21 protein-coding genes are annotated in these 21,092 nt (G+C 67.3%); 12 read left to right on the forward strand and 9 right to left on the reverse strand.

All coding sequences use genetic code 11. The features are described 5' to 3' along the window. Positions 1-37: 37 nt before the first annotated feature. On the reverse strand, positions 38-493 hold the full coding sequence (locus M0765_RS10000) for a hypothetical protein (protein ID WP_157611410.1): 456 nt from the start codon (positions 491-493) through the stop codon (positions 38-40). Between the two features lie 216 nt (positions 494-709). Between M0765_RS10000 and M0765_RS10005 the strand changes: the two genes are divergently transcribed. Further along, positions 710-1,153, forward strand: a complete 444-nt coding sequence (locus M0765_RS10005; protein WP_258503452.1) for a glycerate kinase — start codon at positions 710-712, stop codon at positions 1,151-1,153. A gap of 22 nt (positions 1,154-1,175) precedes the next feature. Here M0765_RS10005 and M0765_RS10010 read toward each other — a convergent pair whose 3' ends face one another. Next, positions 1,176-2,174 (reverse strand): recombination-associated protein RdgC, encoded by a 999-nt coding sequence (locus M0765_RS10010; RefSeq protein ID WP_258503453.1) that lies wholly within the window; start codon positions 2,172-2,174, stop codon positions 1,176-1,178. Positions 2,175-2,306: 132 nt separating this feature from the next. Here M0765_RS10010 and M0765_RS10015 point away from each other — a divergent pair, with 132 nt between their 5' ends. Continuing rightward, positions 2,307-3,257, forward strand: a complete 951-nt coding sequence (locus M0765_RS10015) for a branched-chain amino acid transaminase (protein WP_258503455.1) — start codon at positions 2,307-2,309, stop codon at positions 3,255-3,257. 5 nt (positions 3,258-3,262) lie between these two features. Then, a complete protein-coding gene (locus tag M0765_RS10020; RefSeq protein ID WP_126747864.1) occupies positions 3,263-3,472 on the forward strand; it encodes a zinc-finger domain-containing protein in 210 nt (69 codons plus the stop codon). Positions 3,473-3,511: 39 nt separating this feature from the next. Here M0765_RS10020 and M0765_RS10025 read toward each other — a convergent pair whose 3' ends face one another. The 7 genes from M0765_RS10025 to M0765_RS10055 all read right to left on the reverse strand — a co-directional run bounded on the left by M0765_RS10025 (position 3,512) and on the right by M0765_RS10055 (position 12,030). Further along, positions 3,512-4,768, reverse strand: coding sequence for an O-antigen ligase family protein (locus tag M0765_RS10025; protein WP_258503458.1), 1,257 nt, complete (start codon positions 4,766-4,768; stop codon positions 3,512-3,514). 71 nt (positions 4,769-4,839) lie between these two features. After that, on the reverse strand, positions 4,840-6,039 hold the full coding sequence (locus M0765_RS10030) for an ATP-binding protein (RefSeq protein ID WP_126747862.1): 1,200 nt from the start codon (positions 6,037-6,039) through the stop codon (positions 4,840-4,842). 7 nt (positions 6,040-6,046) lie between these two features. Beyond that, the gene (locus M0765_RS10035) at positions 6,047-6,769 is read right to left on the reverse strand and encodes a response regulator transcription factor (protein ID WP_258503459.1); all 723 of its coding nucleotides are present in this window, start codon (positions 6,767-6,769) and stop codon (positions 6,047-6,049) included. After that, positions 6,766-8,472 carry an NAD(P)/FAD-dependent oxidoreductase gene (locus M0765_RS10040; protein WP_258503460.1) on the reverse strand — a complete coding sequence of 569 codons (1,707 nt, stop codon included), beginning with the start codon at positions 8,470-8,472 and terminating at the stop codon, positions 6,766-6,768. Before M0765_RS10040 ends, M0765_RS10035 begins: the two co-directional genes overlap by 4 nt. Positions 8,473-8,478: 6 nt before the next feature. Next, positions 8,479-9,321 (reverse strand): beta-ketoacyl synthase chain length factor, encoded by an 843-nt coding sequence (locus tag M0765_RS10045; RefSeq protein WP_258503461.1) that lies wholly within the window; start codon positions 9,319-9,321, stop codon positions 8,479-8,481. Further along, positions 9,318-10,520, reverse strand: a complete 1,203-nt coding sequence (locus M0765_RS10050) for a beta-ketoacyl-[acyl-carrier-protein] synthase family protein (RefSeq protein ID WP_258503462.1) — start codon at positions 10,518-10,520, stop codon at positions 9,318-9,320. Before M0765_RS10050 ends, M0765_RS10045 begins: the two co-directional genes overlap by 4 nt. A 124-nt stretch (positions 10,521-10,644) precedes the next feature. Further along, a complete protein-coding gene (locus M0765_RS10055; RefSeq protein WP_443303809.1) occupies positions 10,645-12,030 on the reverse strand; it encodes an AmpG family muropeptide MFS transporter in 1,386 nt (461 codons plus the stop codon). A gap of 58 nt (positions 12,031-12,088) precedes the next feature. Here M0765_RS10055 and M0765_RS10060 point away from each other — a divergent pair, with 58 nt between their 5' ends. The 9 genes from M0765_RS10060 (at position 12,089) to M0765_RS10100 (ending at position 21,090) form a co-directional block, all read left to right on the forward strand. After that, positions 12,089-12,955 (forward strand): M48 family metallopeptidase, encoded by an 867-nt coding sequence (locus M0765_RS10060; protein WP_258503464.1) that lies wholly within the window; start codon positions 12,089-12,091, stop codon positions 12,953-12,955. Positions 12,956-13,116: 161 nt separating this feature from the next. After that, on the forward strand, positions 13,117-14,826 hold the full coding sequence (atzF, locus tag M0765_RS10065) for an allophanate hydrolase (protein ID WP_258503465.1): 1,710 nt from the start codon (positions 13,117-13,119) through the stop codon (positions 14,824-14,826). A gap of 17 nt (positions 14,827-14,843) precedes the next feature. Continuing rightward, complete coding sequence (locus M0765_RS10070) at positions 14,844-15,848, forward strand: ABC transporter substrate-binding protein (RefSeq protein WP_258503466.1); 1,005 nt, start codon at positions 14,844-14,846, stop codon at positions 15,846-15,848. Positions 15,849-15,850: 2 nt separating this feature from the next. Next, the gene (locus M0765_RS10075; RefSeq protein ID WP_258503468.1) at positions 15,851-16,684 is read left to right on the forward strand and encodes an ABC transporter permease; all 834 of its coding nucleotides are present in this window, start codon (positions 15,851-15,853) and stop codon (positions 16,682-16,684) included. After that, positions 16,681-17,514 (forward strand): ABC transporter ATP-binding protein, encoded by an 834-nt coding sequence (locus tag M0765_RS10080; RefSeq protein ID WP_258503469.1) that lies wholly within the window; start codon positions 16,681-16,683, stop codon positions 17,512-17,514. The genes M0765_RS10075 and M0765_RS10080 overlap by 4 nt, the downstream gene beginning before the upstream one ends. Then, complete coding sequence (gene hpxZ / locus M0765_RS10085; RefSeq protein WP_258503470.1) at positions 17,511-17,891, forward strand: oxalurate catabolism protein HpxZ; 381 nt, start codon at positions 17,511-17,513, stop codon at positions 17,889-17,891. The genes M0765_RS10080 and hpxZ overlap by 4 nt, the downstream gene beginning before the upstream one ends. Before the next feature lie 53 nt (positions 17,892-17,944). Continuing rightward, a complete protein-coding gene (locus M0765_RS10090; RefSeq protein WP_258503471.1) occupies positions 17,945-19,063 on the forward strand; it encodes a BMP family ABC transporter substrate-binding protein in 1,119 nt (372 codons plus the stop codon). A gap of 18 nt (positions 19,064-19,081) precedes the next feature. After that, complete coding sequence (locus M0765_RS10095) at positions 19,082-20,170, forward strand: ABC transporter permease (RefSeq protein ID WP_258503472.1); 1,089 nt, start codon at positions 19,082-19,084, stop codon at positions 20,168-20,170. Continuing rightward, positions 20,167-21,090, forward strand: a complete 924-nt coding sequence (locus tag M0765_RS10100) for an ABC transporter permease (protein ID WP_258503474.1) — start codon at positions 20,167-20,169, stop codon at positions 21,088-21,090. The genes M0765_RS10095 and M0765_RS10100 overlap by 4 nt, the downstream gene beginning before the upstream one ends. The last annotated feature ends 2 nt before the right edge of the window (positions 21,091-21,092 follow it).

The raw sequence follows: 21,092 nt of genomic DNA on the forward strand, positions 1-21,092 counted from the left end.
ATGCCCGGCGCGCCAGTGACGCGCCGGGCCACCCTCCCTACCCCCCGATGTGCATCGTGAACGCCGGTCCGCCGTTGAGCACGCATTGGCCGCTGCCCAACGTGGCCGAGTTCATCGTGTACTGGCAACTCAGGTTGCCGCCGCGATTGCCGCTGGCATTCGCCAGGCCGGCACCTCGCGAGCCCGCAACCCGGGTCGCCTCTCCCTGAAACTGCTCATTGCCGATCACCGTATTGAAGCGTCCGCGTCCGTTCATGTCGTTGGTCACAGTGCCTGCAATGGTTCCGTAGCGCGCCGCTTCGGCGTTCGACGGATACAACCGCGCACTGAAGCTTTGCGCCACCGGGCCCGGTGCGACGGCATAGGCCTGCGAAGGCGGCGCCGCGGGAGCGGGTTGTCCGAGCGGCACCACGTAGCAACCGCTGAGGGCGGTGGCCGTGAGTGCGGCGCAAAGGCTGAGACGAACGAATGTGACGGATCGGGGAATGCTCATACGCTTTTCAGTGGCCCGGGCTGATGCCCGTGAGATGAAATGTGCCGCCCGGAGCCCCCGCGCCATGTGCTTTTCAGGGCGAGTACCGCGCCGCGCGCCCGGCGGTAGCCACGGCCGCTACTGCCGCCGGCCTTGCCAGTGCGGCAAAAATCGCCCCCGATTCATATGCGTACTTTCGAATGACGCCCGCGGGGCTCAGGCCGCCGCGCGGCGACAATGCGCGCCATGAATTTCCAGAAATTGCTGGTGCCCGTGGGCGCCATCGTCCTTCTAGGGCTGGCTTGGCGCAGCGGCGGATGGGGCGGCGTCGCCCTGGCGGGCGGCGTGATCGTGATGTTCCTGCTGATGCACTTCACCCGCGCCATGCAGGTGCTCAAGCGCGCGGCCGATCGCCCGGTAGGCTATGTCGCAAGCTCGGTGATGCTCAACGCCAAGCTCAAGAAGGGCGTGACGCTGATGCACGTGATTGCGATGACGCGCGCGCTTGGCGAACTGCGCTCGCCGCAGGACGAGCAGCCCGAGCTTTATCGGTGGACCGATACGGGCGGCTCGTACGTCGACGCCGTGTTCAACGGCGGCAAGCTGCAAAGCTGGACGCTGATACGCCCTGAAGCGGAGCCCGACGCCGCTCCGCCTTCCGAAGAAAACACGGCGGGCTGAGCCGCCGCGCGGCGCCGTCGGGTCAGAAGGGCGCGTCTTCCTCGACCTCGGCATCCGCCGGGGTGGTGGTCGTGGGCGCCTCCGCAGCAGCCTTGGGGGCTGCATCGGTCGGCGCGCCGCTGAAGGCCGCTTCGCCGCCCAGCGCGTCGAGCAGCGCCGGCACCAGTTGGCCGAGCTCGCCGGTGGCAATGGCCACGTCGGCATCGAAGTTGTCTTCCTTCTTGCCGCCCGAGGCACCGTCGCCCGTGCCTTCGAGGAACACGATCTTGCGGATCAGCATGCCGTGCGTCAGCTCGAAGGACACGCGGTCGTCCCAGGTGAGCGCCAGGCGCGTGGGGCGCTTGCCGTCGGTGATGTGCTTTTGCACTTCCTCGATGTCGAGCGGATGCTTGGCGTAGCGCACCACGGCCTTGGAATCGTCCGAAGCCTTGAGCTCGCACTCGCGGTCGATGGTGAAGCCGGCCGGCGGCTCCTGCGTGAGCAGCCAGTTGGCCATGGCGGCGGCGGGCTCGATCTGCGTGTTGATGAGGGCCACGGCAAAGCCGTCGAGCGACTTCACGAGGCTGGTCACCACTTCGTCGGCGCGGGCGGCATTGGCGCTGTTGATCACGAGGCGGCGCTCGGCCTGGTCGATCCACACGGCCACGCGCGCGCTGCGCGTGAAGGCCATGGGCAGCAGCTCGAGGGTGATGTCTTCCTTGAGCTCTTTCTTTTCCTTCTTGCCGGGCTTGCGGCCGGTGGTGGCTTCGATCTGCGCGCAGCGCTCGTCGAGCTTGCGGCGCACCACGGAGCCGGGCACCTGCTTGCTCTCGATCATGTACTCGACCAGCCACTGGCCGCCGATGGATTCGACCAGCGGGCCGTTGGCTTCGCCGCGGGGCTCCACCCAGCCGGCAGATTTTTCCTGCGAAGGGCCGCAGGGTTCGAAGCGCTGCTTGCCGAGGCCTTCTTCGATCTCGGTCAGTGTTTGGGACCAGGCAGGTTCGATGCGATAGACGATGACGTTCTTGAATACGGACACGGAAACCCTTTTTCCACTGGTTTGGACAACCCGCCATTGTCGGGCACCCCGTTCCGCCGGGCGCCGTAAAATCGAAAGCTTTTGCGACTCCCGGGTCGCTCCCCACACAGCTGCCCCCAAAGGAATCAGGAAATGAGCTCGATCCCCCCCTCGCTGGACGACCGTGACGGCAAGATCTGGATGGACGGCGAACTCGTGGACTGGCGCGACGCCAAGATCCACGTGCTGAGCCACACGCTGCACTACGGCTGCGGCGCCTTCGAGGGCGTGCGCGCCTACAAGACGGCAGAAGGCACGGCCATCTTCCGCCTGGCCGAGCACACCGAGCGGCTTTTCAACAGCGCCAAGATCCTGCGCATGAAGATCCCCTTCTCGCAAGAGCAGCTCAATGAGGCCCAGAAGCAGGTCGTGCGCGAGAACAAGCTCGAAAGCTGCTACCTGCGCCCGCTGATCTGGATCGGCTCCGAAAAGCTCGGCGTGAGTCCCAAGGGCAACAAGGTGCACGCCATGGTGGCGGCCTGGTCCTGGGGCGCCTACCTGGGCGAAGAGGGCATGAAGCGCGGCATTCGCGTGAAGACCTCCAGCTACACCCGCCACCACGTCAACATCACGATGACGCAGGCCAAGACGGTGAGCAACTACACCAACTCCATCCTCGCCAACATGGAAGCGCTGGACGACGGCTACGACGAGGCGCTGCTGCTCGACGCGAACGGCTTCGTCTCCGAAGGCGCGGGCGAGAACATCTTCGTGGTGAAGGGCGGCGTGGTCTACACGCCCGACCTGTCGGCCGGCGCGCTGAACGGCATCACCCGCAACACGATCCTGCATGTGTGCAAGGACCTGGGGCTCGAGCTGGTGCAAAAGCGCATCACGCGCGACGAGGTCTACATTGCCGACGAAGCCTTCTTCACCGGCACCGCGGCCGAAGTGACGCCCATCCGCGAACTCGACCGCGTGGAAATCGGCAACCGCGGCGACGGCGGCTCGCGCGGCCCGATCACCGAGAAGATCCAGACGGCTTTCTTCGACATCGTGAACGGCAAGAACCCCAAGTACGCCCACTGGCTCACGAAGGTCTGAGAAACATGTCTACCAACGCAGTCGTCGAACTCCTGGCCAAGGAGCTCAACCACCAGGGCGGCGTGTTCTGCCCCAGCCCCAAGGCCGACATGAAGCTCTGGAACACCCATCCCAAGGTGTACCTCGACGTGGCGCGCACCGGCGAGGCCAAGTGCCCGTACTGCGGCACCGTCTACCGCCTGAAGGCGGGCGAGACGGTGTCGTCGCGGCACTGAGCGGAGCCAGCCGCTACCGGGTAGCTATCCGATAGCGATCTAGCTGGAAGCGGGAGCCTCGGGCACCGCTGCCATGCGGCTTCCCGGCAACAAGTCGTTCCAGGGCTGGACGCTTCGGGGTTCCTGCGCAAGCCGCAGGTACACCATTGCAATCCACAGCAGCGCCAGGCCGATCTGCGCGTCGCGCACGGCGGAGTTCACGCTGGACGCGATCAGCGCAATCAGCGTGGCCGCCAACGCGTAGCGGCCCGCAATGTCGGGCCGTTTCCATGCCTGCCAGACAGCGCCGACCATGATCACCAGCAGGCTCAGCAAGGCCGGCAGGCCGCCCTGCGCGCCGACCCACAGGAAGTCGTTGTGCGGCATGTTTGAATCCGCAAACATCGCCGGTCCGCGCTTGTGCCACTGGCTGGTCCAGCCGCCGATGCCCCATCCGGTGAGCGGCCGGTCGGCAATCATGAGGCCGGTGTCGCGGTACATGTAGTAGCGGATGACCCAGCTGCCCTTGAAGACCGCGCCGGCCTGCGCCTTTTCGATTTCCTCGATGCCGGTCTCGACCTTGTGCTGCAGCTGCGGCAACTGGTAGAGCGCGGCGGCCAGCACCACGGCGCCCAGCACCAGCGAGCTCACCAGCATCTTCAGGTGGCTGCGCCATTGGTGGATGCACACCACCGGAATCACCAGCATCAGCGCGAGCACCGAGGTGCGGGAGGTGAGCGGCAGCGCCACCACCAGGCCCAGGCCGAGCACCAGCACAAAGGCGGGAACGGCGCGCAGCGGCTTGTGCGCGGCGATCTGCGCAATGCCCCAGACCGCGGCCGTGGACGCCACCACGCTGAACAGCAGCGCGTTGCTGATCGACTTGTTGCCCACCTCCATGACCACCGCGCGCAGCGGCGACCAGATCGGAAAGCCCGTGGCGTAGAACGCGACGATCAGCACGATGTTCAGCGCCGCGATCAGCAGGAAGCCGCGCAGCGCCCAGATCGCTTCTTCGCGCGTGAGCGCCATCGCCATCAATATCGTGATACCGATGCGCAGGCCGTGGAACAGGTTGGAGCCGGTCTCGGGGTAGTGCGGCCCGATGGCCAGCACGACGAAAGTCCACCCCAGGTACGCCACCAGCGGCCACCACAGCGGGTTGGCGCGCAGCCGCTCATAGCGCTCGCGGTAGCTGCCGGCCACCAGCATGGTGGCGAGCAGCAGCAAGGCCGAAAGGTAGGTGACGCCGACGGGCAGGAACACCACCAGCCCCCAGAACGCGGCCGCGGGCCTGACGATGTGCGATCTCTGCATAGGGGCGGGATTTTAGGTGGGGCCGGGTGGCCCCGACCTGACTGGCCCCGGCCCGCCGCCGGGAGGCGGATTCAATGCGCGGGTGCGCCCGCCGGCAGGCGGATCACGAAGCTCGCGCCGCCTTCGGGACCCTCTTCGCAGCGCACGCTGCCGCCATGCCGCTCGGCAATCGACTTCACCAGCGCCAGCCCCAGGCCGACGCCGCCGTTGCGCTCGCTGGCGCCGGGCAGCCGGTAAAAGGGCTCGAAGATGCGTTCGCGCAGGGCTGGCGGCACGCCGGGGCCGCGGTCGGTAACGCGCACCGTCGCAAAGCCGTTGGCGCTGCCGAGCTCCACCCTGATGTCGCCGTTGCCATAGCGGCGGGCGTTTTCGAGCAGGTTGCGGATCGCCCGGCGCAGCAGGCGCGACACGCCGGGCACGGTAAGCCTGGCGTTGTCGGTGCCTTCGACCAGGTCGAGTTCGGCATTCACCTGCGAGCACTCCTCGGCCGCGAGCCCGGTCAGGTCGACCGCCTCGATGGTGCCCATGTCGGCCTCGCTCGCATCGAGCCGGCTGGCCAGCAGGATCTCGTCGATGAGCTGGTCGAGCTCGCCGATGTTGCGCGAGATTTCGTCGCGCGCCGCGGGGCTCGGGCGGTCGCCCATCAGTTCCAGCCCCATGCGGATGCGGGTGAGCGGCGAGCGCAGCTCGTGCGATGCATTGGCCAGCAGCGATTTGTGCGAGCGCACCAGTTTTTCGATGCGTTCGGCCGATGCGTTGAAACGTTTGGAGAGATCAGCCACTTCGTCCTGCCCTTCTTCGATCACGCGCACCGAAAGGTCGCCTTCGCCCCAGCGCTGCACACCGCGCTGCAGCGTCTCCAGCCGTTGCGTAAGGCGCCGCACGATGGGGTACACGCCCAGCGCCACGGCAATGCCCACGAGCGCAATCATCCAGCCCAAGCCGAAAGGCGTGCGCCAGGGCGCGAACCCGCCGGTGCCGGTGGGCCGGTCGCGCGGCGCCACGCGCAGCGTGATGGCCTTGCCGTCGCTCAGCGTCACATCGAACTCCAGCCCCTGGCCCGGCACGCGCAGGGCCTTGCCGCTGCCGATGGTGCGGTCTTGCGCATCGAGCACCACCACGTTGCGCGGCACCGGGGCGAGGCGCTCGCGCTCGGCCTCCGCGGCTTCGCGCACGATCCAGTTGGCCATGAGCGTGAGGATGACGACGCCGCCCACCACCGCGAGCCAGATGCGGACGTAGAGGTGCCGGGAGTACAGGCTGCGCAGCATCGGCCGGTCAGTCCTGCTGCTTGGCGAATACGTAGCCCACGCCGCGCACGGTAAGAATGCGCTTCGGGTTCTTGGCGTCGACCTCGATGGCCGCGCGGATGCGGCCCATGTGCACGTCGATCGAGCGGTCGAAGGCTTCGAGCTCTCGGCCGCGCACGGCTTCCATGATCTGGTCGCGCGTAAGCACGCGGCCCGCGCGCTCGGCCATGGCCACCAGCAGGTCGAACTGGTAGGAGGTGAGGTCGGCCACCGCGCCGCCCACGGACACGGTGCGCGCGTTGCGATCGATCTCGAGCGTGCCGAAGCGCATCACCGTGCTGGCTTCGGTGTCGGCGTTGTTCTCGCTGCGGCGGCGCAGCACCGCGCGGATGCGCGCCAGCAGCTCGCGTGGCTCGAAAGGCTTGGGCAGGTAGTCGTCGGCGCCGATCTCCAGGCCGATGATGCGGTCCATGGGGTCGCCCTTGGCGGTGAGCATGAGCACCGACACCTTCGAAGCCGGAGCGGGCAGCGAGCGGATGCGGCGGCAGATTTCAAGGCCGTCGGTGTCGGGCAGCATCAGGTCGAGGATCACCAGGTCGGGCGCGTGCTGCTGCAGCTGCTCGAGGCCGCTGGCGCCATCGCCGGCATGGGTGAAGAGAAAACCCGACTGCGTCAGGTATTCGCCCACCATCTGCGCCAGGCGGGCGTCGTCTTCGATCATCAGGAGTTGGGGGGTGCTCATGCGCTTCATGGTCGTGCACGGGGGGCAACGGGGCTTGAACGCTCCGTAAAGTTGGGTAAACGCGGCTCCCGATGGTCAACCGGAAGCGCTGCGAAAAGCATAGCGCCGCTTTCCGCGCGTGCGGGCGGCGACGACATGTTTTCTTCGAGGAGAGAGGGCAGGGGGCAATCGCCCAGGTCCGTATTGTCGGCCCGCGCCCGCTCGAGAATTTCGCGTGCGAGCTGCCGCAGCTGCGCCGTGGAGGCCCGGATGCGCGCCTTGAACCCGGCATCGTCCAGCCGCGGGTCCTTCAGGCTCCGGTTGAGTTCGGCGAACCACGGCATTGCGGCCTGGTCGAGCAGCACCGGGGCGTTGCGCCTGGCGCTTGCCGCAGACCATGCGCGCAGCAGCTGCTGGACCGCCAGGTTCAGGCGCTGGCAATGCTGCAGTTCTTCCTTCAGGCTGCCGAGCAGCATCAGGTCGGTGAGCCGCTGCTGGAAGAAGATCTGCGACAGCACGCCCCAGTAGTAGGCGTAGTCCCAGATCACCTTCACCGGCAGCACCTCGGGGTCGCCGAACAGCGGGTACTGGTCCTGGTAGAGCGCCAGCGTGCTCTCGTAGAACGAGTGGTAGATCTGGTCGTACAGCTGCGCGCGCGCCTCCACCGAACGGCCCGCGCGGTCGTGCGCCACCAGGTCGGTGATGTAGGTGTTGCTCATCGCGATGAAGTCGCTGCCCGGCGAATAGAACGGGTCGAGAAACAACCCCGCCTCACCCGTCAGCGCCCACCGCTGGCCCGAGAACACCTGCTTGCAGCCGTGCGAGAAGTGCTTGAGAAAGGCGAAGTCCTGCAGCAGGTGCCGCTTGCCGTCGAGCGCTTCATACAGCCGCGGCTGGTAGGTGGCAAACCATTGCATCGCCTTCTCGAAGGTGTCGATGGTGTCCAGCGGATGCAGCTTGGGGTCCGCCACGATGCCCACCGAGTGCGAGCCCGAGGCCAGCGGAATCAGCCAGGCCCAGTACCCGGCGCCGCACAGGTGATTGGTCGAAAGCCAGCGCGCGCGGGGATCGCAGCGCGCCTGCCAGTCGGCGTTGTCGCTCCAGTCGTCGATGGCAATGCGCTCGCCGATGCGAAACCACACCGCGTTGACGTCATGCGCGTTGGGCTCGGCCAACCCCAGCTTGCGCTTGAGCAGCCCGGCCCGCCCGCAGGCATCGATGATCCAGCGCGCCTCGGCGCTGCGCGTCTGGTCGCCGCGCGTCCATTCGATGCGATGCGGCGCCTTGGCATCCGAGGCCAGTTCGACGCGGCGCACCAGCGAGGCATCGTCGAAGCGCACGCCGCGCCGAACGGCCTCCTGGGCAAGATAGTTCTCGAAGATGCCGCGGTCGATCTGGTAGCTGGGCACCGCCAGGTAGCGGCTCGCGCCGATCTCGGTGACCTGGTCGATGTCGCGTCGGCCCTCGCTGAAGAAAAAGCGAAAGCCGAACTTGCGCAATTGCGCGCTGTCCATGTGCGGCTTGAGGCCGAGCACCGTGTCGAAGTAGTGCGCGCCGATTTCCACCGACGATTCGCCCACCTTGTGGGCCGCGTGCGGCACCGGGTGCTTGCGGCGCTCCAGCACCAGCACGTCGATGTTGTCGAAGCGCTGCTTGAGCTGCAGCGCCAGCGTGAGGCCCGCGAGCCCGCCGCCCATGATCACTGCGTCACATGTATGCGCAGTGCCGGTCATGGAACTTCAGTCCCGGACCCGCTGCAGTTGCAGCCGCAGCGCCAGGGTGGAAGAAAGCGGCAGGTCCAGCGGCCCGGGCGGGTCGTCATCCGCCACGCGCGCCAGCGATTCGAACAGGCCGAGCGCATGCGCCATCGGGTTGATGTGCACCAGTGTCTTGGCGGCGTCGGAAATCGGCGCCGGCGCGCTGCCGTCGCCGATCTCCGTCGACCAGTCGAAAGATGCCACGGTGCGCTCGGTGCGCTCGGGCGCAATCACCAGCGCCACGGCCAGCAGGCCCTGGCTGTCGGTCACCGACGTCAGCGCGCCCACGGTGGGCGTGTCGTAGCCCACCAGCAGCACCGGCGAGTGGTCGGCCGCGCACTGCACCGCCGCTTCGAGCAGGCCGGCGGCGAAGCTGTTCTCGTAGGCCGACACCGAGTTGCTGGCCGCCATGCAGCCGGTGCCGATGGTCCAGTAGCCCACGGCCGCGTTGTGCACCGAGTTGTGAAAGCGCGTGGGCGATAGCACCGTGGAGTCGGTGGCGAGCGTGCTGCACATGTAGTCGTTGATCGAAAGATCGCCGTGCGCCGAGACGAACACGCAGGGCACGTCGGCTGCATTGCGGCCCGCGCCCGCCATCGAGGCGGCGGCCACCTCGAGCGCGAGGGCCACGGTGTCGGGCGCGCGGCGGCGTTCGGCGGGGGCCAGCACCTGCGGCGACGGGCGCTTGGCGGGCGGGTCGGTGAGCGTGCCTTCGCCGCGGAAGGCAGCGCGGGCGGCCTCCCAGCCTGGCAGCGTGGGCGTCCAGAAGGCGGGGCCTTCGATGTAGAGGGTGGGCGGCTTCGGAGCCTGGTTCGCGGCTGTCATTGAACAGCCTTGCCGAACACCAGCGAGCAGTTGTTGCCGCCGAAACCGAAGGAGTTGGTCAGCGCGTAGCGAACCTCGCCGTGCGCGGGCTCCAGCTTGATCTGCGGCCCGAAGCCCGTGTCGAGTTCGTTCGTGTTCACGGTGCCGGGCATCAGCCCGCGTTCGATGGCCAGCAGGCTGATCACCGATTCGACGATGCCCGCCGCGCCCAGCGTGTGGCCCATGAAGCCCTTGGTCGAACTGGCATGCGTGGTGGCCGGAAAGCGGCGCGCCACCAGCGCGCCTTCGACTTCGTCGTTCTTCTGGCTCGCCGTGCCGTGCATGTTGATGTAGTCGATGGCGTCGGGTGCCAGGCCCGCGCGCGCCAGCGCCTCGTCAAGCGCGCGTTCGGCGCCCAGGCCTTCGGGGTGCGGCGTCGACATGTGGTGCGCATCGCTGGCTTCACCGTAGCCGAGGAGGCGCAGCGGCGCGGCTGCGTCGTCCTGCACGCGCTCCACCAGCGCAAAGCCGGCCGCCTCGCCCAGGCTGATGCCCTTGCGGCCGGCGTCGAAAGGCCGGCACGGCTCGCTCGACACCAGTTCGAGCGAGTTGAAGCCGAACAGCACGCTGCCGCACAGCGTGTCGACGCCGCCCACCACGGCGGCATCGGCCAGCCCGAGGCGGATCAGCCGCTCGGCCGAGGCGAACACCTTGGCGCTCGACGAACAGGCGGTGGAAATCGTCTCGCTGGGGCCGGTGAGTCCGAGCACCTGCTGCACGAACATGGCCAGCGAGTGCGGCGTGTGCACCGCCGGGCGTCGCTGGTTCACGGGAAAGAGCCCGTCGGCGTCGAGCTGGGTGTAGGCCAGTTCGGTTTCGCCGATGCTGGATGTGGAGGTGCCCAGGATCAGCGCGATGCGCGAAGGCCCGTACTTGGCCCGCGCGGCTGCCACGGCTTCGGGAAACCCGTCGGCATGCAGGCCCAGCCAGGCGAGCCGGTTGTTGCGGCAGTCCCAGGGGGCGAGGTCTTCGGGCAGGCGAATGTCTTCGAGCCCGTCGACCCGGCCGATCCAGGTGGGCAGCGGCGCATCGCCGAAATCGTTGGCGCGCAAGCCGCTGCGCGAATGCGCAAGCGCCTCGGCGAGCGGCTCCTTGCCGACACCGACGGCCGAAGTGGCCGTGAAGGCGCTGATCTGAAGGGGAGAAATGCGGGGCGGCACGTTGCTTGTGGGTTTCGGGCGAAGGTAATCGCTTTGAAAGCGATGCGAAAGGTAACCGGAAAGTGAAAGCCTAACAGTTGTGCGGGGCCCCCAGCGTCAGCTGTTTTCCTATAGGGCCCGTGCTCTATTGACGCTCGGCAGGGGCTATGGTCGTGGTGATTCGGGCAGCCAAGGCCACCAGCAGCAGCACCGGCACCCCCAGCAGGGCGGTGGCGGTAAAGAACGGGGCGTAGCCGTAGGCATCGACAAAAACACCCGAGTAGCCGGCAATGAACTTCGGCAGCAGCAGCATCAACGAGCTGAACAGGGCGTATTGCGTGGCGGAGTAGCTGATGTTCGTCAGGCTGGAGAGATAGGCAATGAACGCCGCCGAGGCGATGCCGCCAGCCAGGTTGTCGGCCGACACCACCGCGATCAGCGCCGTAAGGTCGTGTCCGCGCGAGGCCAGCCAGGCAAAGAGCAGGTTGCTCGCGGCGCTGAGCACCGCGCCCAGCATCAGCACGCGCATCACGCCCAGGCGCATCGACAGCACGCCGCCGACAAAGGCGCCGGCCAGCGTCATGACCACGCCGTAGATCTTGCTGACCGTGGCTACTTCGTCCTTGGTAAAGCCCATGTCCACGTAGAACGGATTGGCCATGATGCCCATCACCACGTCGCTGATGCGGTAGATGGCAATCAGCGCGAGGATCAGCGCGGCTTGCCACTTGTAGCGGCGAATGAAGTCGGCAAAGGGCTCGATCAGCACGCCCTGCAGCCACTCGGCCGCGTTCTTGGCCTTGGGCAGCACGCGCCGCGCGGGCTCGGGCGAGAGCAGCACCGTGAGCACGCCGACCGCCATCGAGGCGGCCATGACCAGGTAGGCCGTTTTCCAGGCGCCGTTCTGGTACGCCCCAGCACCCGTGACGCCGGCCACCGGTGCGACTTCGGCCCAGGCCGCGACCCACAGCACGCCGGCGCCGGCCCAGATCATTGCAAGGCGGTAGCCCGTTTGATAGGCGGCCGCGAGCGCGGCCTGCTTGCGGGTTTCGGCCGATTCGATGCGGAAGGCGTCGAGCGCGATGTCTTGCGTGGCCGAGCCGAAGGCCACCAGCAGCGCACACCAGATCAGCGGCTGGAGCCCCTGGCGCGGATCGTTCAGTGCCATGCCGACCAGCCCCGCGATCACCAGCCCCTGCGCCAGCAGCAGCCAGCCGCGCCGGCGGCCGAGCAGCGTGGTCAGGGGCGGCAGCGGCAGCCGGTCGACCAGCGGCGCCCAGACCCATTTGAAGCCGTAGGCCAGGCCCACCCAGCTCAGGTAGCCGATGGTGGTGCGGTCGATGCCGGCCTCGCGCAGCCGGAAGCTCAGCGTGCCCAGCACCAGCAGCAGCGGCAGGCCGGCCGAAAAGCCGAGCGCCAGCATGCGCAGGGTGGCAGGCTCGAGATAGACCTTCAGCGCGTCGCGCCAGGGCAGGGAAGAGGCGGAGGAGGTTTCGGCGGGCTGGGCAGACATGAACCCCGGATTGTCCATGAGGGCGCGGCATGCGCCGAGCCGTCTTTTTGTCGGCAATTGTTCCTATGATCCGCGCATGTGCACACGATGCGAGCTCCTTCTTCCTTCCACGGCTTCTTCAGTCTCCCGCTCCTCGGCCTGGCAGCCGCGGCGGGCCTTCCTGCTGGCCGCGGCGGGTGCGGCGTTTGGCGGGCCGGCGTTGGCGCAGGTCAACGTGGGCAACGCCTCCGTGGCGCGCAACCTGGTGCCGGCGGACCGGATCGAGGCCGCCGGCGTCCAGCAATATGGGCAGCTGCTCGCGCAGGCGCGCACCAAGGGGGCGCTGGCGGGCGACGGCAACGCCCAGCTGCAAAGGCTGCGCACCATTGCCAACCGCCTGATTCCGTTCGCCACGCCCTGGAACACACGGGCGCGCGATTGGAAATGGGAGGTCAACCTCATCGGCAGCAAGCAGATCAACGCCTTCTGCATGCCCGGCGGCAAGATCGCCTTCTTCACCGGCATCCTCGAGCAACTCAAGCTCAATGACGACGAGGTGGCAATGGTGATGGGCCACGAAATGGCCCATGCGCTGCGCGAGCATGCGCGTGCCCGCCTGGCCAAGAGCGCCGGCACCGGCGCTGCGCTTTCCATCGGTGCGCAGCTGCTGGGCCTGGGCCAGATGGGCGACCTGGCGGCCCGCGCCGGCACGCAGTTGATCACCCTCAAGTTCAGCCGCAGCGATGAGACCGAGGCCGACCTCGTCGGCCTGGAGCTGGCGGCGCGCGCCGGCTACGACCCGCAGGCCTCGGTGTCGCTCTGGAAGAAGATGGCCACGGCGTCGAAAAACCAGGGTGGGCTGAGTTTTCTGTCGACCCACCCGAGCGGGCCGGACCGGATCCAGAAGCTCGAAGCCAACCTGCCGAAGGTGGAAAAGCTTTACAGGGAAGCCAAGCGCAGCTGAGGTATCGCCCTGTCCCTGGCAAAGGGCGGCTGGCGTGTATTACTCCCTCTCCCTCTGGGAGAGGGGCAAAACCCCTGAACAAAATCTGCTGAAGAGCGACTTCCGATCGCTCTGGCACATTGCTTGCATCTCATCTTGTACACAAGTTTGGATGCTTTGAAATGGTGCATGAAGAAAACGGATCGGCCGCAGCGGCGTGGATCGCGCGCTTCCCTCGGCCCGTACCCGGCGCGGCCCCAGGTAACAGCCCGCTCGCCGGCCTGCGCTTCGCAGTCAAGGACAACATCGACGTGGCCGGCGTGCCCACCACGGCCGCCTGTCCGGCCTTCGACCGCAAGCCCACCGCGCACGCGGCCGTGGTGCAGAAGCTGCTCGATGCCGGTGCATCGCTGCTCGGCAAGACCAATCTCGACCAGTTCGCCTGCGGCCTGAACGGCACGCGCTCTCCTTATGGCGAAGTGCCCAATGCCTTCGACGCGCGTTACGTCTCGGGCGGCTCCAGCTCGGGCTCGGCCTATGTGGTGGCCGCGGGCGAGGTCGATTTCGCGCTCGGCACCGACACGGCCGGCTCGGGCCGCGTGCCCGCCGGGCTCAACAACATCGTCGGCATCAAGCCCTCGCGCGGCCTGCTGAGTGCCTTCGGCGTGGTGCCCGCGGCGCAGAGCGCGGACTGCGTGTCGATCTTTGCGCGCACCGTGGCGCTGGCCGTCGATGTGCTTCTGGCGGCCACCGGGCCCGACGCGCGCGACCCTTATTCGCGGGAACTTGCACTGCGCAGCGACCCGTTTCCGCCGGCTTTCCGTTTCGGCGTACCCGACACGCTGAGCTTCTTCGGCGATGCAGAAGCCGAAAAGGCCTTCCGCGACGCACAGGCGCGGCTCGTCGCGCTTGGCGGCATGCCTGTGACGATTCCCTTCGCCCCGCTCGCCGAGGCCGCCGCGCTGCTCTATGAAAGCGCATTGGTGGCCGAGCGCTATGCCGCCGTGCGCGAGTTCTTCGATGCGCACGGCTCCCAGGTGATCGAACCGGTGCGCGGCATTCTCGAGAGCGGCCGCGGCTACAGCGCCGCCGATGTGTTCGAGGCGCAGACAAGACTGCGCGCACTCGCACAACAGGCCGAACCCATGTGGCGCGGCATCGACGTGCTGCTGGTGCCGACCGCGCCCACGCACTACACGCGCGACCAGATGCGCGCCGACCCGGTCGTGCTCAACCGCAACCTTGGCGCGTACACCAACTTCGTCAACCTGCTGGACTACGCCGCCATCTCGGTGCCGAGTTCGTTGCGCGCCGATGGCCTGCCGTTCGGCGTCACGCTGATCGGGCCGTGCGGCAGCGACCTTGCGCTGGCCGACCTGGGCCAGCGCTACCACCACGCCACAGGGCTGCCGCAGGGCGCCACCGGCTTGCCGCTGCCCGAGGCGCGCGCCATTCCGGGCTTGGGCGTTTCGCAAGCGCAGACCATGCCCATCGCCGTCGTCGGCGCGCACCTTTCGGGCATGCCGCTGAACAGCCAGCTCACCGAGCGCGGCGCCACGCTGCTGCGTGCCACGACCACCGCGCCGCGCTACCGGCTTCATGCATTGCCGGGCACCGTGCCGCCCAAGCCGGGGCTGCAGCGCAGCGCAGGCGGCGGCAGCGCCATCGCGCTCGAAGTGTGGTCGGTTCCGGTTGCGCAGGTCGGCAGCTTCCTGGCCCTGATCCCGCCTCCGCTGGGGCTCGGCAGCGTGGAGCTTGCCGACGGCAGTTGGGTGCACGGCTTCATCTGCGAAGGCCACGCGCTGGCCGACGCCGAAGACGTGAGCCACCACGGCGGCTGGCGTGCCTACATCGCGAGCCGCACCGTTTCTTCCCAAGCCATTCCAACCTGACCGATCGAGGAGTCTTCATGAGCATCCCTGAAAAATTGCCCGCCGCCGCGTCCCGCCGCCATGTGCTGCAGGCCGGTGCAGCGGGGCTGGCCGTACTTGCCGCACCCGCCATCGTGCGCGCGCAAGCCGCACCGAAGATCCGCATCGGCTTCTGGCCCGTGGCCGCGGGCCTGCCCTTCTTTGCCGCGGTGGACCGCGGCTATTTCAAGGAAGCGGGCCTCGACGTGGAGCCGCTCAAGTTCGCGGGTGCGCAGCAGGTCATGGAAGGCATGCTGGCGGGCCGCTGCGACGGCAGCTCCAACGGCACGGGCTCGGCCAATCTCGCCATCGGTGAGATCGCGCAGCCGGGGCTCTTCAAGATCTTCTGCACCAACCCGAGCAACGCCAAGTTCGTGCTCGACGAATTCATCGTCGCCAAGGACAGCCCGATCAAGACCATGGCCGAGCTCGCCGGCAAGAAGATCGCGTCCGGCCCCGGCATCCAGAACGTGACCCTGTGCAAGACCATGCTCGAACGCGCTGGCGCCAAGGGTGCCACGGTGAGCGAGCTTCCCATCGGCCAGCACGTGGCCGCGCTCGTCGCGGGGCAGGTCGACGCCTGCTACACGCTGGAGCCGACCGGCACCGTCGGCCGCATGAACGGCACCACGCGCGTCATCGAGGCCGGCGTGGTCGCCAAGTACATCCTGGGTGATCCGATGGCGCCGTGGCATGGCGGCGCCGCCAGCCTCACCAGCGAGTTCATCAAGAAGAACCCCGAAGTGGCCAGGAAGTACATCGCCGCCTATGCGCGCGGCGTCGAGCTGGTGCGCACCAAGCCCGACGATGCCCGCCAGCACATGAAGGGCTACACCGCCATCGAGGGCAAGCTCACGGCCGAAGTGCCGCTCGCCTCCTACATGCTCTACAACGAGTTCAAGCCCAGCGACGTGGCGTACTTCCAGAAGTTCTACGACCTGTTCACCGAAAAAGGCATCTTCGAGAAGAAGGTGCTGGTGGACGGCCTGCTCTACAAGGCATGACCATGGCCGAAGCAAGCACGACCACGGCCGCGCCGTGGACGCCGCCGGCCACCGGCGCCACGGCAGCGGCCCTGCCCAAGCCGCCACTGCGCGACCGGCTGCTGCCCTTCATCGGACCCGTGGTGCTGTTCATCGTGTGGGACCTGGCGGTGCGGCTCGGTTTCATCAAGCCGATCCTGCTGCCCACGCCCGCGGACACCGTTGCGGCGCTGATCACCGGGCTCGCGGGCGGGCCGCTGCTCACCGACTTTGCGATGACCGTGTGGCGCACGCTGCAGGCCTTTCTGATTGCGGCGGTGGTCGGCGTGCCGCTGGGCGTGCTGCTCGGCAGCAACGAGAAGGCTTACCGCAGCGTCGAATTCCTGATCGACTTCTTCCGCTCCACACCTTCGTCCGCGCTGATTCCGTTGTTCCTGCTGATCTTCGGCGTGTCCGACGTCAACAAGGTGGCCATCGCAGCTTTCGGCGCGCTGCTGATCGTCGTGTTCAACAGCGCCTACGGCGTCATCAATGCGCGCAAGCAGCGCGTGATGGCGGCACGCGTCATGGGCGCCTCGCGCTGGCAGATCTTCAAGGACGTGCTGGTGTGGGAAAGCCTGCAGCCCAGCTTCGTGGGCCTGCGCTCAGCGGTGTCGATGGCCTTGGTGATCGTCATCGTGGCCGAGATGTTCATCGGCTCCGACACCGGCCTTGGCCACCGCATCATCGATGCGCAGCAGGTGCTCAACGTGAAGAGCATGTATGCGGCCATTCTTGCCGCCGGTGCGCTGGGCTATGCGCTCAACATTCTTTTTCTTGTGGCCGAGCGCCGCATCGTGCACTGGAGCGGTCGATGAAAGTGACACCCGACATCGTCGTCAACGGCCCGGTGTATGCCGACGTGCCAAAGCCCGTGTTCAAGCCGGGCCCGGCCGGCACGCACATCACCATTCGCGGCCTGACCAAGTACTTTGCGGGCTGGCCCCTGTACGAGAACTTCGACCTCGACATACCCAAGCACAAGATTGTCTCGGTGTTCGGCCCGAACGGCTGCGGCAAGTCCACGCTCATCAACATGATCGCCGGGCTCATTCCCATCGATGCGGGCGAAATCCTGTTCGACGGCAAGCAGCGCAAGGACACCAAGATCGGCTACGTGTTCCAGAACTACCGCGAGGCGATGTTCCCGTGGATGCGCACCATCGACAACATCGCCTATCCGCTGAAGCTCGAAGGGCGCAGCAAGGCCGAGGTCGACCGGCGCATGGAAGAGCTGGTGGCGTCGTTCGACGTCAAGTTCGACCTGAAGCGCTTTCCGTACGAACTCTCCGGCGGCCAGCAGCAGACCGCGTCGATCATGCGGGCGCTCGCGCCCAACCCTGAGGTGCTGTTTCTCGACGAGCCGTTTTCCGCGCTCGACTTCGAGATGACGCTCTTCATCCGCGAGAAGCTGCAGGAGGTGTTCATTCAGACCGGCACCACCATGCTGCTGGTATCGCACGACCTCGAAGAGGCCGTGTACCTGGCCGACGAGGTGCTGCTCTTGACAAAGCGGCCCACCAAGGTGGCCGAGATCCTGCGGTACGGCGATGCACGGCCGCGCACGGTCGAGACGCTGAGCACCGAGAGCTTTGTCGCAATGAAGAAGCTCAGCCTCGACATCTTTCAACGCGAGGTTCGCAGATGACCCTGGAAATCAATATCCCCGAAGTGCTTGCCGAAGTGACCGAAGTGTTCGCGCGGTATGAAGAAGCACTGCTCACCAACCGCCGTGATGTGCTCGACGAGCTGTTCTGGAACAGCCCGCACACGCTGCGCTACGGCTACGCCGAGAACCACTACGGTCATGCGGCCATCAGCGCCTTTCGCGCATCGCTGCCGGTGCAGAGCCCGCCGCGCGAGCTGCTGCGCACCGTCATCACCACCTACGGCCGCGACCTTGCGACCGCCAATGCCGAGTTCCGCCGCGAAGGCAGCGGCCAGACCGGCCGCCAGAGCCAGACCTGGCTGCGCACCGCCGATGGCTGGCGCGTGGCCGCCGCGCACGTGAGCCTCATCGGCTGAACACGCAGGCACATTTTTTGCACCCTACCTTGTATCCAAGACCGGAGAACGCCATGACCAGCCCCTTGAATCGCCGCGAGTCCCTCAAATCCCTGGCCGCGCTCGGCGCCGCCGGCACCCTTGGAGGCTGGAGCGCCCTTGCCGGCGCACAGGCCAAGCCGCTGACCGTCGGCGTGATCTACGTCGGCGCGCGCGACGACTACGGCTACAACCAGGCGCACGCCATGGCCGCGGCCGAGGTCAAGAAGCTGCCTGGAGTGAAGGTGGTCGAAGAAGAGAACGTGCCCGAGACCGCCGCCGTGCAGAAGACCATGGCCGGCATGATCTCGCAAGACGGCGCCAAGCTGCTGTTTCCCACGTCGTTCGGCTACTTCGATCCGCACATCCTTGCCGTGGCGCCCAAGAACCCCGACGTGCGCTTCTCGCACTGCGGCGGTCTCTGGACCGAGGGCAAGCACCCGAAGAACGCGGGCAGCTTCTTCGGCTACATCGACGAGTGCCAGTTCCTGAACGGCGTGATCGCCGCGCACATGACCAAGAGCAACAAGATCGCCTTCGTCGCCGCCAAGCCCATTCCGCAGGTGCTGCGCAACATCAACGCCTTTACGCTCGGCGCGCGCTCGGTCAAGCCGAACATCACCTGCAGCGTGATCTTCACGGGCGACTGGTCCATGGCGGTGAAGGAAGCTGAGGCCACCAATAGCCTGGCCGACCAGGGCTGCGACGTGTTCACCATGCACGTCGACGGCCCCAAGGTGGTGGTCGAGACGGCCGCCAAGCGCGGCAAGATGGTTTGCGGCTACCACGCGAGCCAGGCCAAGCTCGCGCCCAATGCGTACCTCACCGGTGCCGAGTGGAACTGGCTCACGGCCTACAAGGCGGCCATCGAGGCCGCGCAAGCCGGCAAGCCGCACCCCAACTTTTTGCGCGGCGGCCTGAAGGAAGGCTACGTGAAGATGTCGGCCTACGGCCCCATGGTGCCGGACGCCGCGAAGAAGCAGGCCGACGACATCAAGGCCAGGATGATTGCCGGCACCTTCGACATCTTCAAGGACGGCATCAAGGACAACAAGGGCGCCGTCGTGGTGCCGGCCGGCAAGGTGCTGAAGCAGACCGACCTGGAGCTGGAAAAGATGAATTACCTGGTCGAAGGCGTCATCGGCTCGGCCTGATCCGGGTTCATCCTCACCATGCGCCACGCGCTCAAGGAATTCGCCCTGCCGGTGTTCGCCATTGCGGCGGCGCTGCTGTTGTTCGGCGTGCTGGTGGCCTTTGCCGGGGTCGATCCGGTGGAGGTCTGGGCGACGCTGTTCAAGGGCGCGTTCGGCGACTGGTTCTCGTGGCAGAACACCTTGCAGCGCGCCGCGCCGCTGATGCTCACGGCCCTGTGCGTGGCTCTGCCGGCGCGGGCGGGGCTCATCGTCATCGGCGGGGAGGGCGCGCTGGTGCTGGGCGGTCTGGCCTCGGCCGCGCTCGCGCATGCGCTGCCGCTTCCCGGCAACGTGCTGGGCACGGTGGTGGTCTGCCTCGCCGGCGCGGTGGCCGGTGCGCTGTGGATCGCCCTTGCGGGCTGGCTGCGCCAGTACCGCGGCATCAACGAAACCATCAGCAGCCTGCTGCTGGCCTACATCGCGATCGGCATCTTCAAGCACCTGGTCGAAGGGCCGCTGCGTGATCCGGCGAGCCTCAACAAGCCGTCGACCTATGCGCTCGATGCCGCCTTGCTGATCGGCGGCATCGGCGGCTCCGACGTGCACTGGGGCTTCATGATCGGCGTGGTCGCCTGTCTTGGGCTCGCGTGGTGGCTGCGCGCCACCGCCTCGGGTTTTTCGGTGCGCGTGGTGGGCGGCAATCCGCGCACCGCGCAGCTTGTGGGCCTGCCGGCCACGCGGCTCATTCTCGGCGCCTGCGGGCTCGGCGGCGCCTGCGCGGGGCTCGCGGGTGCGGTCGAGGTGGCGGCGGTGCACACCAACGCCAACGCCTCGCTGATCGCGGGCTACGGTTATGCGGGCATCCTCGTGTCGTTCATTGCGCGGCACAACCCGGTGGCCATCGTGCCGGTTGCCATTCTCTTCGGCGGCTTCGGTGCGGCCGGCAGCCTGCTGCAGCGCCGTCTCGGGCTGCCCGATGCGTCGGTGCTGGTGCTGCAGGGCATTGCGTTCGTGCTCATTCTCGCGAGCGAGGGGCTGCGCATGGTCGACTGGAAGGCGTTGATGAGCCGAAGGGCCGCGCCCAAGGCGAATGCTGGTGCAGCACGTGCCGCGGAGGCGGCCCAATGACCGCGGACCAGTGGATCGCCCTCGTGGCCGGCATCGTCGGCGGCGCCTTGCGCGTCGGCGCGCCATTTCTGTTCGTGAGCCTGGGCGAATGCCTCACCGAAAAATCGGGCCGCATCAACCTCGGGCTCGAAGGCGTGCTGGTGCTCTCGGCCATGGCGGCCTTCGGCGGCGCGTATCTCACCGATTCGGCATGGCTCGGCGTGCTCATCGGCGCGGTGGCGGGCGCGCTGCTCGCGCTGCTGCACGGCCTGCTGTGTTCGCTCGATCGCGTCAATGACGTGGCGACCGGCATCGCACTCATGCTGCTCGGCACCGGCCTGGCGTTTTACCTGGGCAAGCCGCTCATCCAGCCGCAGGCGCCGCAGATTCCCGCGATACCCCTCGGCTTCTGGAGCGACAACCCGGTGGTGAGCTCCGCCTTGCAGCTGAACGCGCTGGTGCCCGTGGGCGTGGTGCTGGCCGTGCTGCTCTGGTGGGGCTTTGCGCGGACACGCGCCGGCTTGCTGGTGCGCATGGCTGGCGATTCGGCGCAGGCCACACGGGCGCTCGGCTATTCGGTGTCCGGCCTGCGCATTGCAGCGACCACAGCGGGCGGCTTCATCGCGGGGCTCGGCGGCGCATCGCTCACGCTGTTCTATCCGGGCAGTTGGAACGAAGGAATCTCGAGCGGCCAGGGCCTCATTGCCGTCGCGCTCGTGATCTTCGCGCGCTGGAGCCCGCTGCGCTGCGTGGGTGCTGCGTTTCTCTTCGGCGGGGCGGGGGCTATCGGTCCCGCGCTGCAGTCCATCGGCATCGGCTGGGGCTATCACTTGTTCAACACCGTGCCCTACGTGCTCACGCTGGTCATTCTTGTGCTCACCTGCAGGCCCGGCAGCACGGCACTCGGCAGCCCCGGCGAACTTTCATCGACAAGGAACTGAAC

Source organism: Variovorax sp. S12S4, assembly GCF_023195515.1.
In the GTDB taxonomy this organism is placed as follows: Bacteria; Pseudomonadota; Gammaproteobacteria; order Burkholderiales; family Burkholderiaceae_C; genus Variovorax.

Coding starts and splice junctions, on each gene's coding strand:
- M0765_RS10040 (WP_258503460.1), bottom strand. CDS start 8,472: ATGACCGGCACTGCGCATACATGTGACGCAGTGATCATGGGCGGCGGG.
- M0765_RS10080 (WP_258503469.1), top strand. CDS start 16,681: ATGAAAGTGACACCCGACATCGTCGTCAACGGCCCGGTGTATGCCGAC.
- M0765_RS10020 (WP_126747864.1), top strand. CDS start 3,263: ATGTCTACCAACGCAGTCGTCGAACTCCTGGCCAAGGAGCTCAACCAC.
- M0765_RS10060 (WP_258503464.1), top strand. CDS start 12,089: ATGTGCACACGATGCGAGCTCCTTCTTCCTTCCACGGCTTCTTCAGTC.
- M0765_RS10100 (WP_258503474.1), top strand. CDS start 20,167: ATGACCGCGGACCAGTGGATCGCCCTCGTGGCCGGCATCGTCGGCGGC.
- M0765_RS10070 (WP_258503466.1), top strand. CDS start 14,844: ATGAGCATCCCTGAAAAATTGCCCGCCGCCGCGTCCCGCCGCCATGTG.
- M0765_RS10095 (WP_258503472.1), top strand. CDS start 19,082: ATGCGCCACGCGCTCAAGGAATTCGCCCTGCCGGTGTTCGCCATTGCG.
- M0765_RS10090 (WP_258503471.1), top strand. CDS start 17,945: ATGACCAGCCCCTTGAATCGCCGCGAGTCCCTCAAATCCCTGGCCGCG.
- hpxZ (WP_258503470.1), top strand. CDS start 17,511: ATGACCCTGGAAATCAATATCCCCGAAGTGCTTGCCGAAGTGACCGAA.
- M0765_RS10005 (WP_258503452.1), top strand. CDS start 710: ATGCGCGCCATGAATTTCCAGAAATTGCTGGTGCCCGTGGGCGCCATC.
- M0765_RS10045 (WP_258503461.1), bottom strand. CDS start 9,321: ATGACAGCCGCGAACCAGGCTCCGAAGCCGCCCACCCTCTACATCGAA.
- M0765_RS10075 (WP_258503468.1), top strand. CDS start 15,851: ATGGCCGAAGCAAGCACGACCACGGCCGCGCCGTGGACGCCGCCGGCC.
- M0765_RS10025 (WP_258503458.1), bottom strand. CDS start 4,768: ATGCAGAGATCGCACATCGTCAGGCCCGCGGCCGCGTTCTGGGGGCTG.
- M0765_RS10030 (WP_126747862.1), bottom strand. CDS start 6,039: ATGCTGCGCAGCCTGTACTCCCGGCACCTCTACGTCCGCATCTGGCTC.
- M0765_RS10000 (WP_157611410.1), bottom strand. CDS start 493: ATGAGCATTCCCCGATCCGTCACATTCGTTCGTCTCAGCCTTTGCGCC.
- M0765_RS10015 (WP_258503455.1), top strand. CDS start 2,307: ATGAGCTCGATCCCCCCCTCGCTGGACGACCGTGACGGCAAGATCTGG.
- M0765_RS10055 (WP_443303809.1), bottom strand. CDS start 12,030: ATGGACAATCCGGGGTTCATGTCTGCCCAGCCCGCCGAAACCTCCTCC.
- atzF (WP_258503465.1), top strand. CDS start 13,117: ATGGTGCATGAAGAAAACGGATCGGCCGCAGCGGCGTGGATCGCGCGC.
- M0765_RS10035 (WP_258503459.1), bottom strand. CDS start 6,769: ATGAAGCGCATGAGCACCCCCCAACTCCTGATGATCGAAGACGACGCC.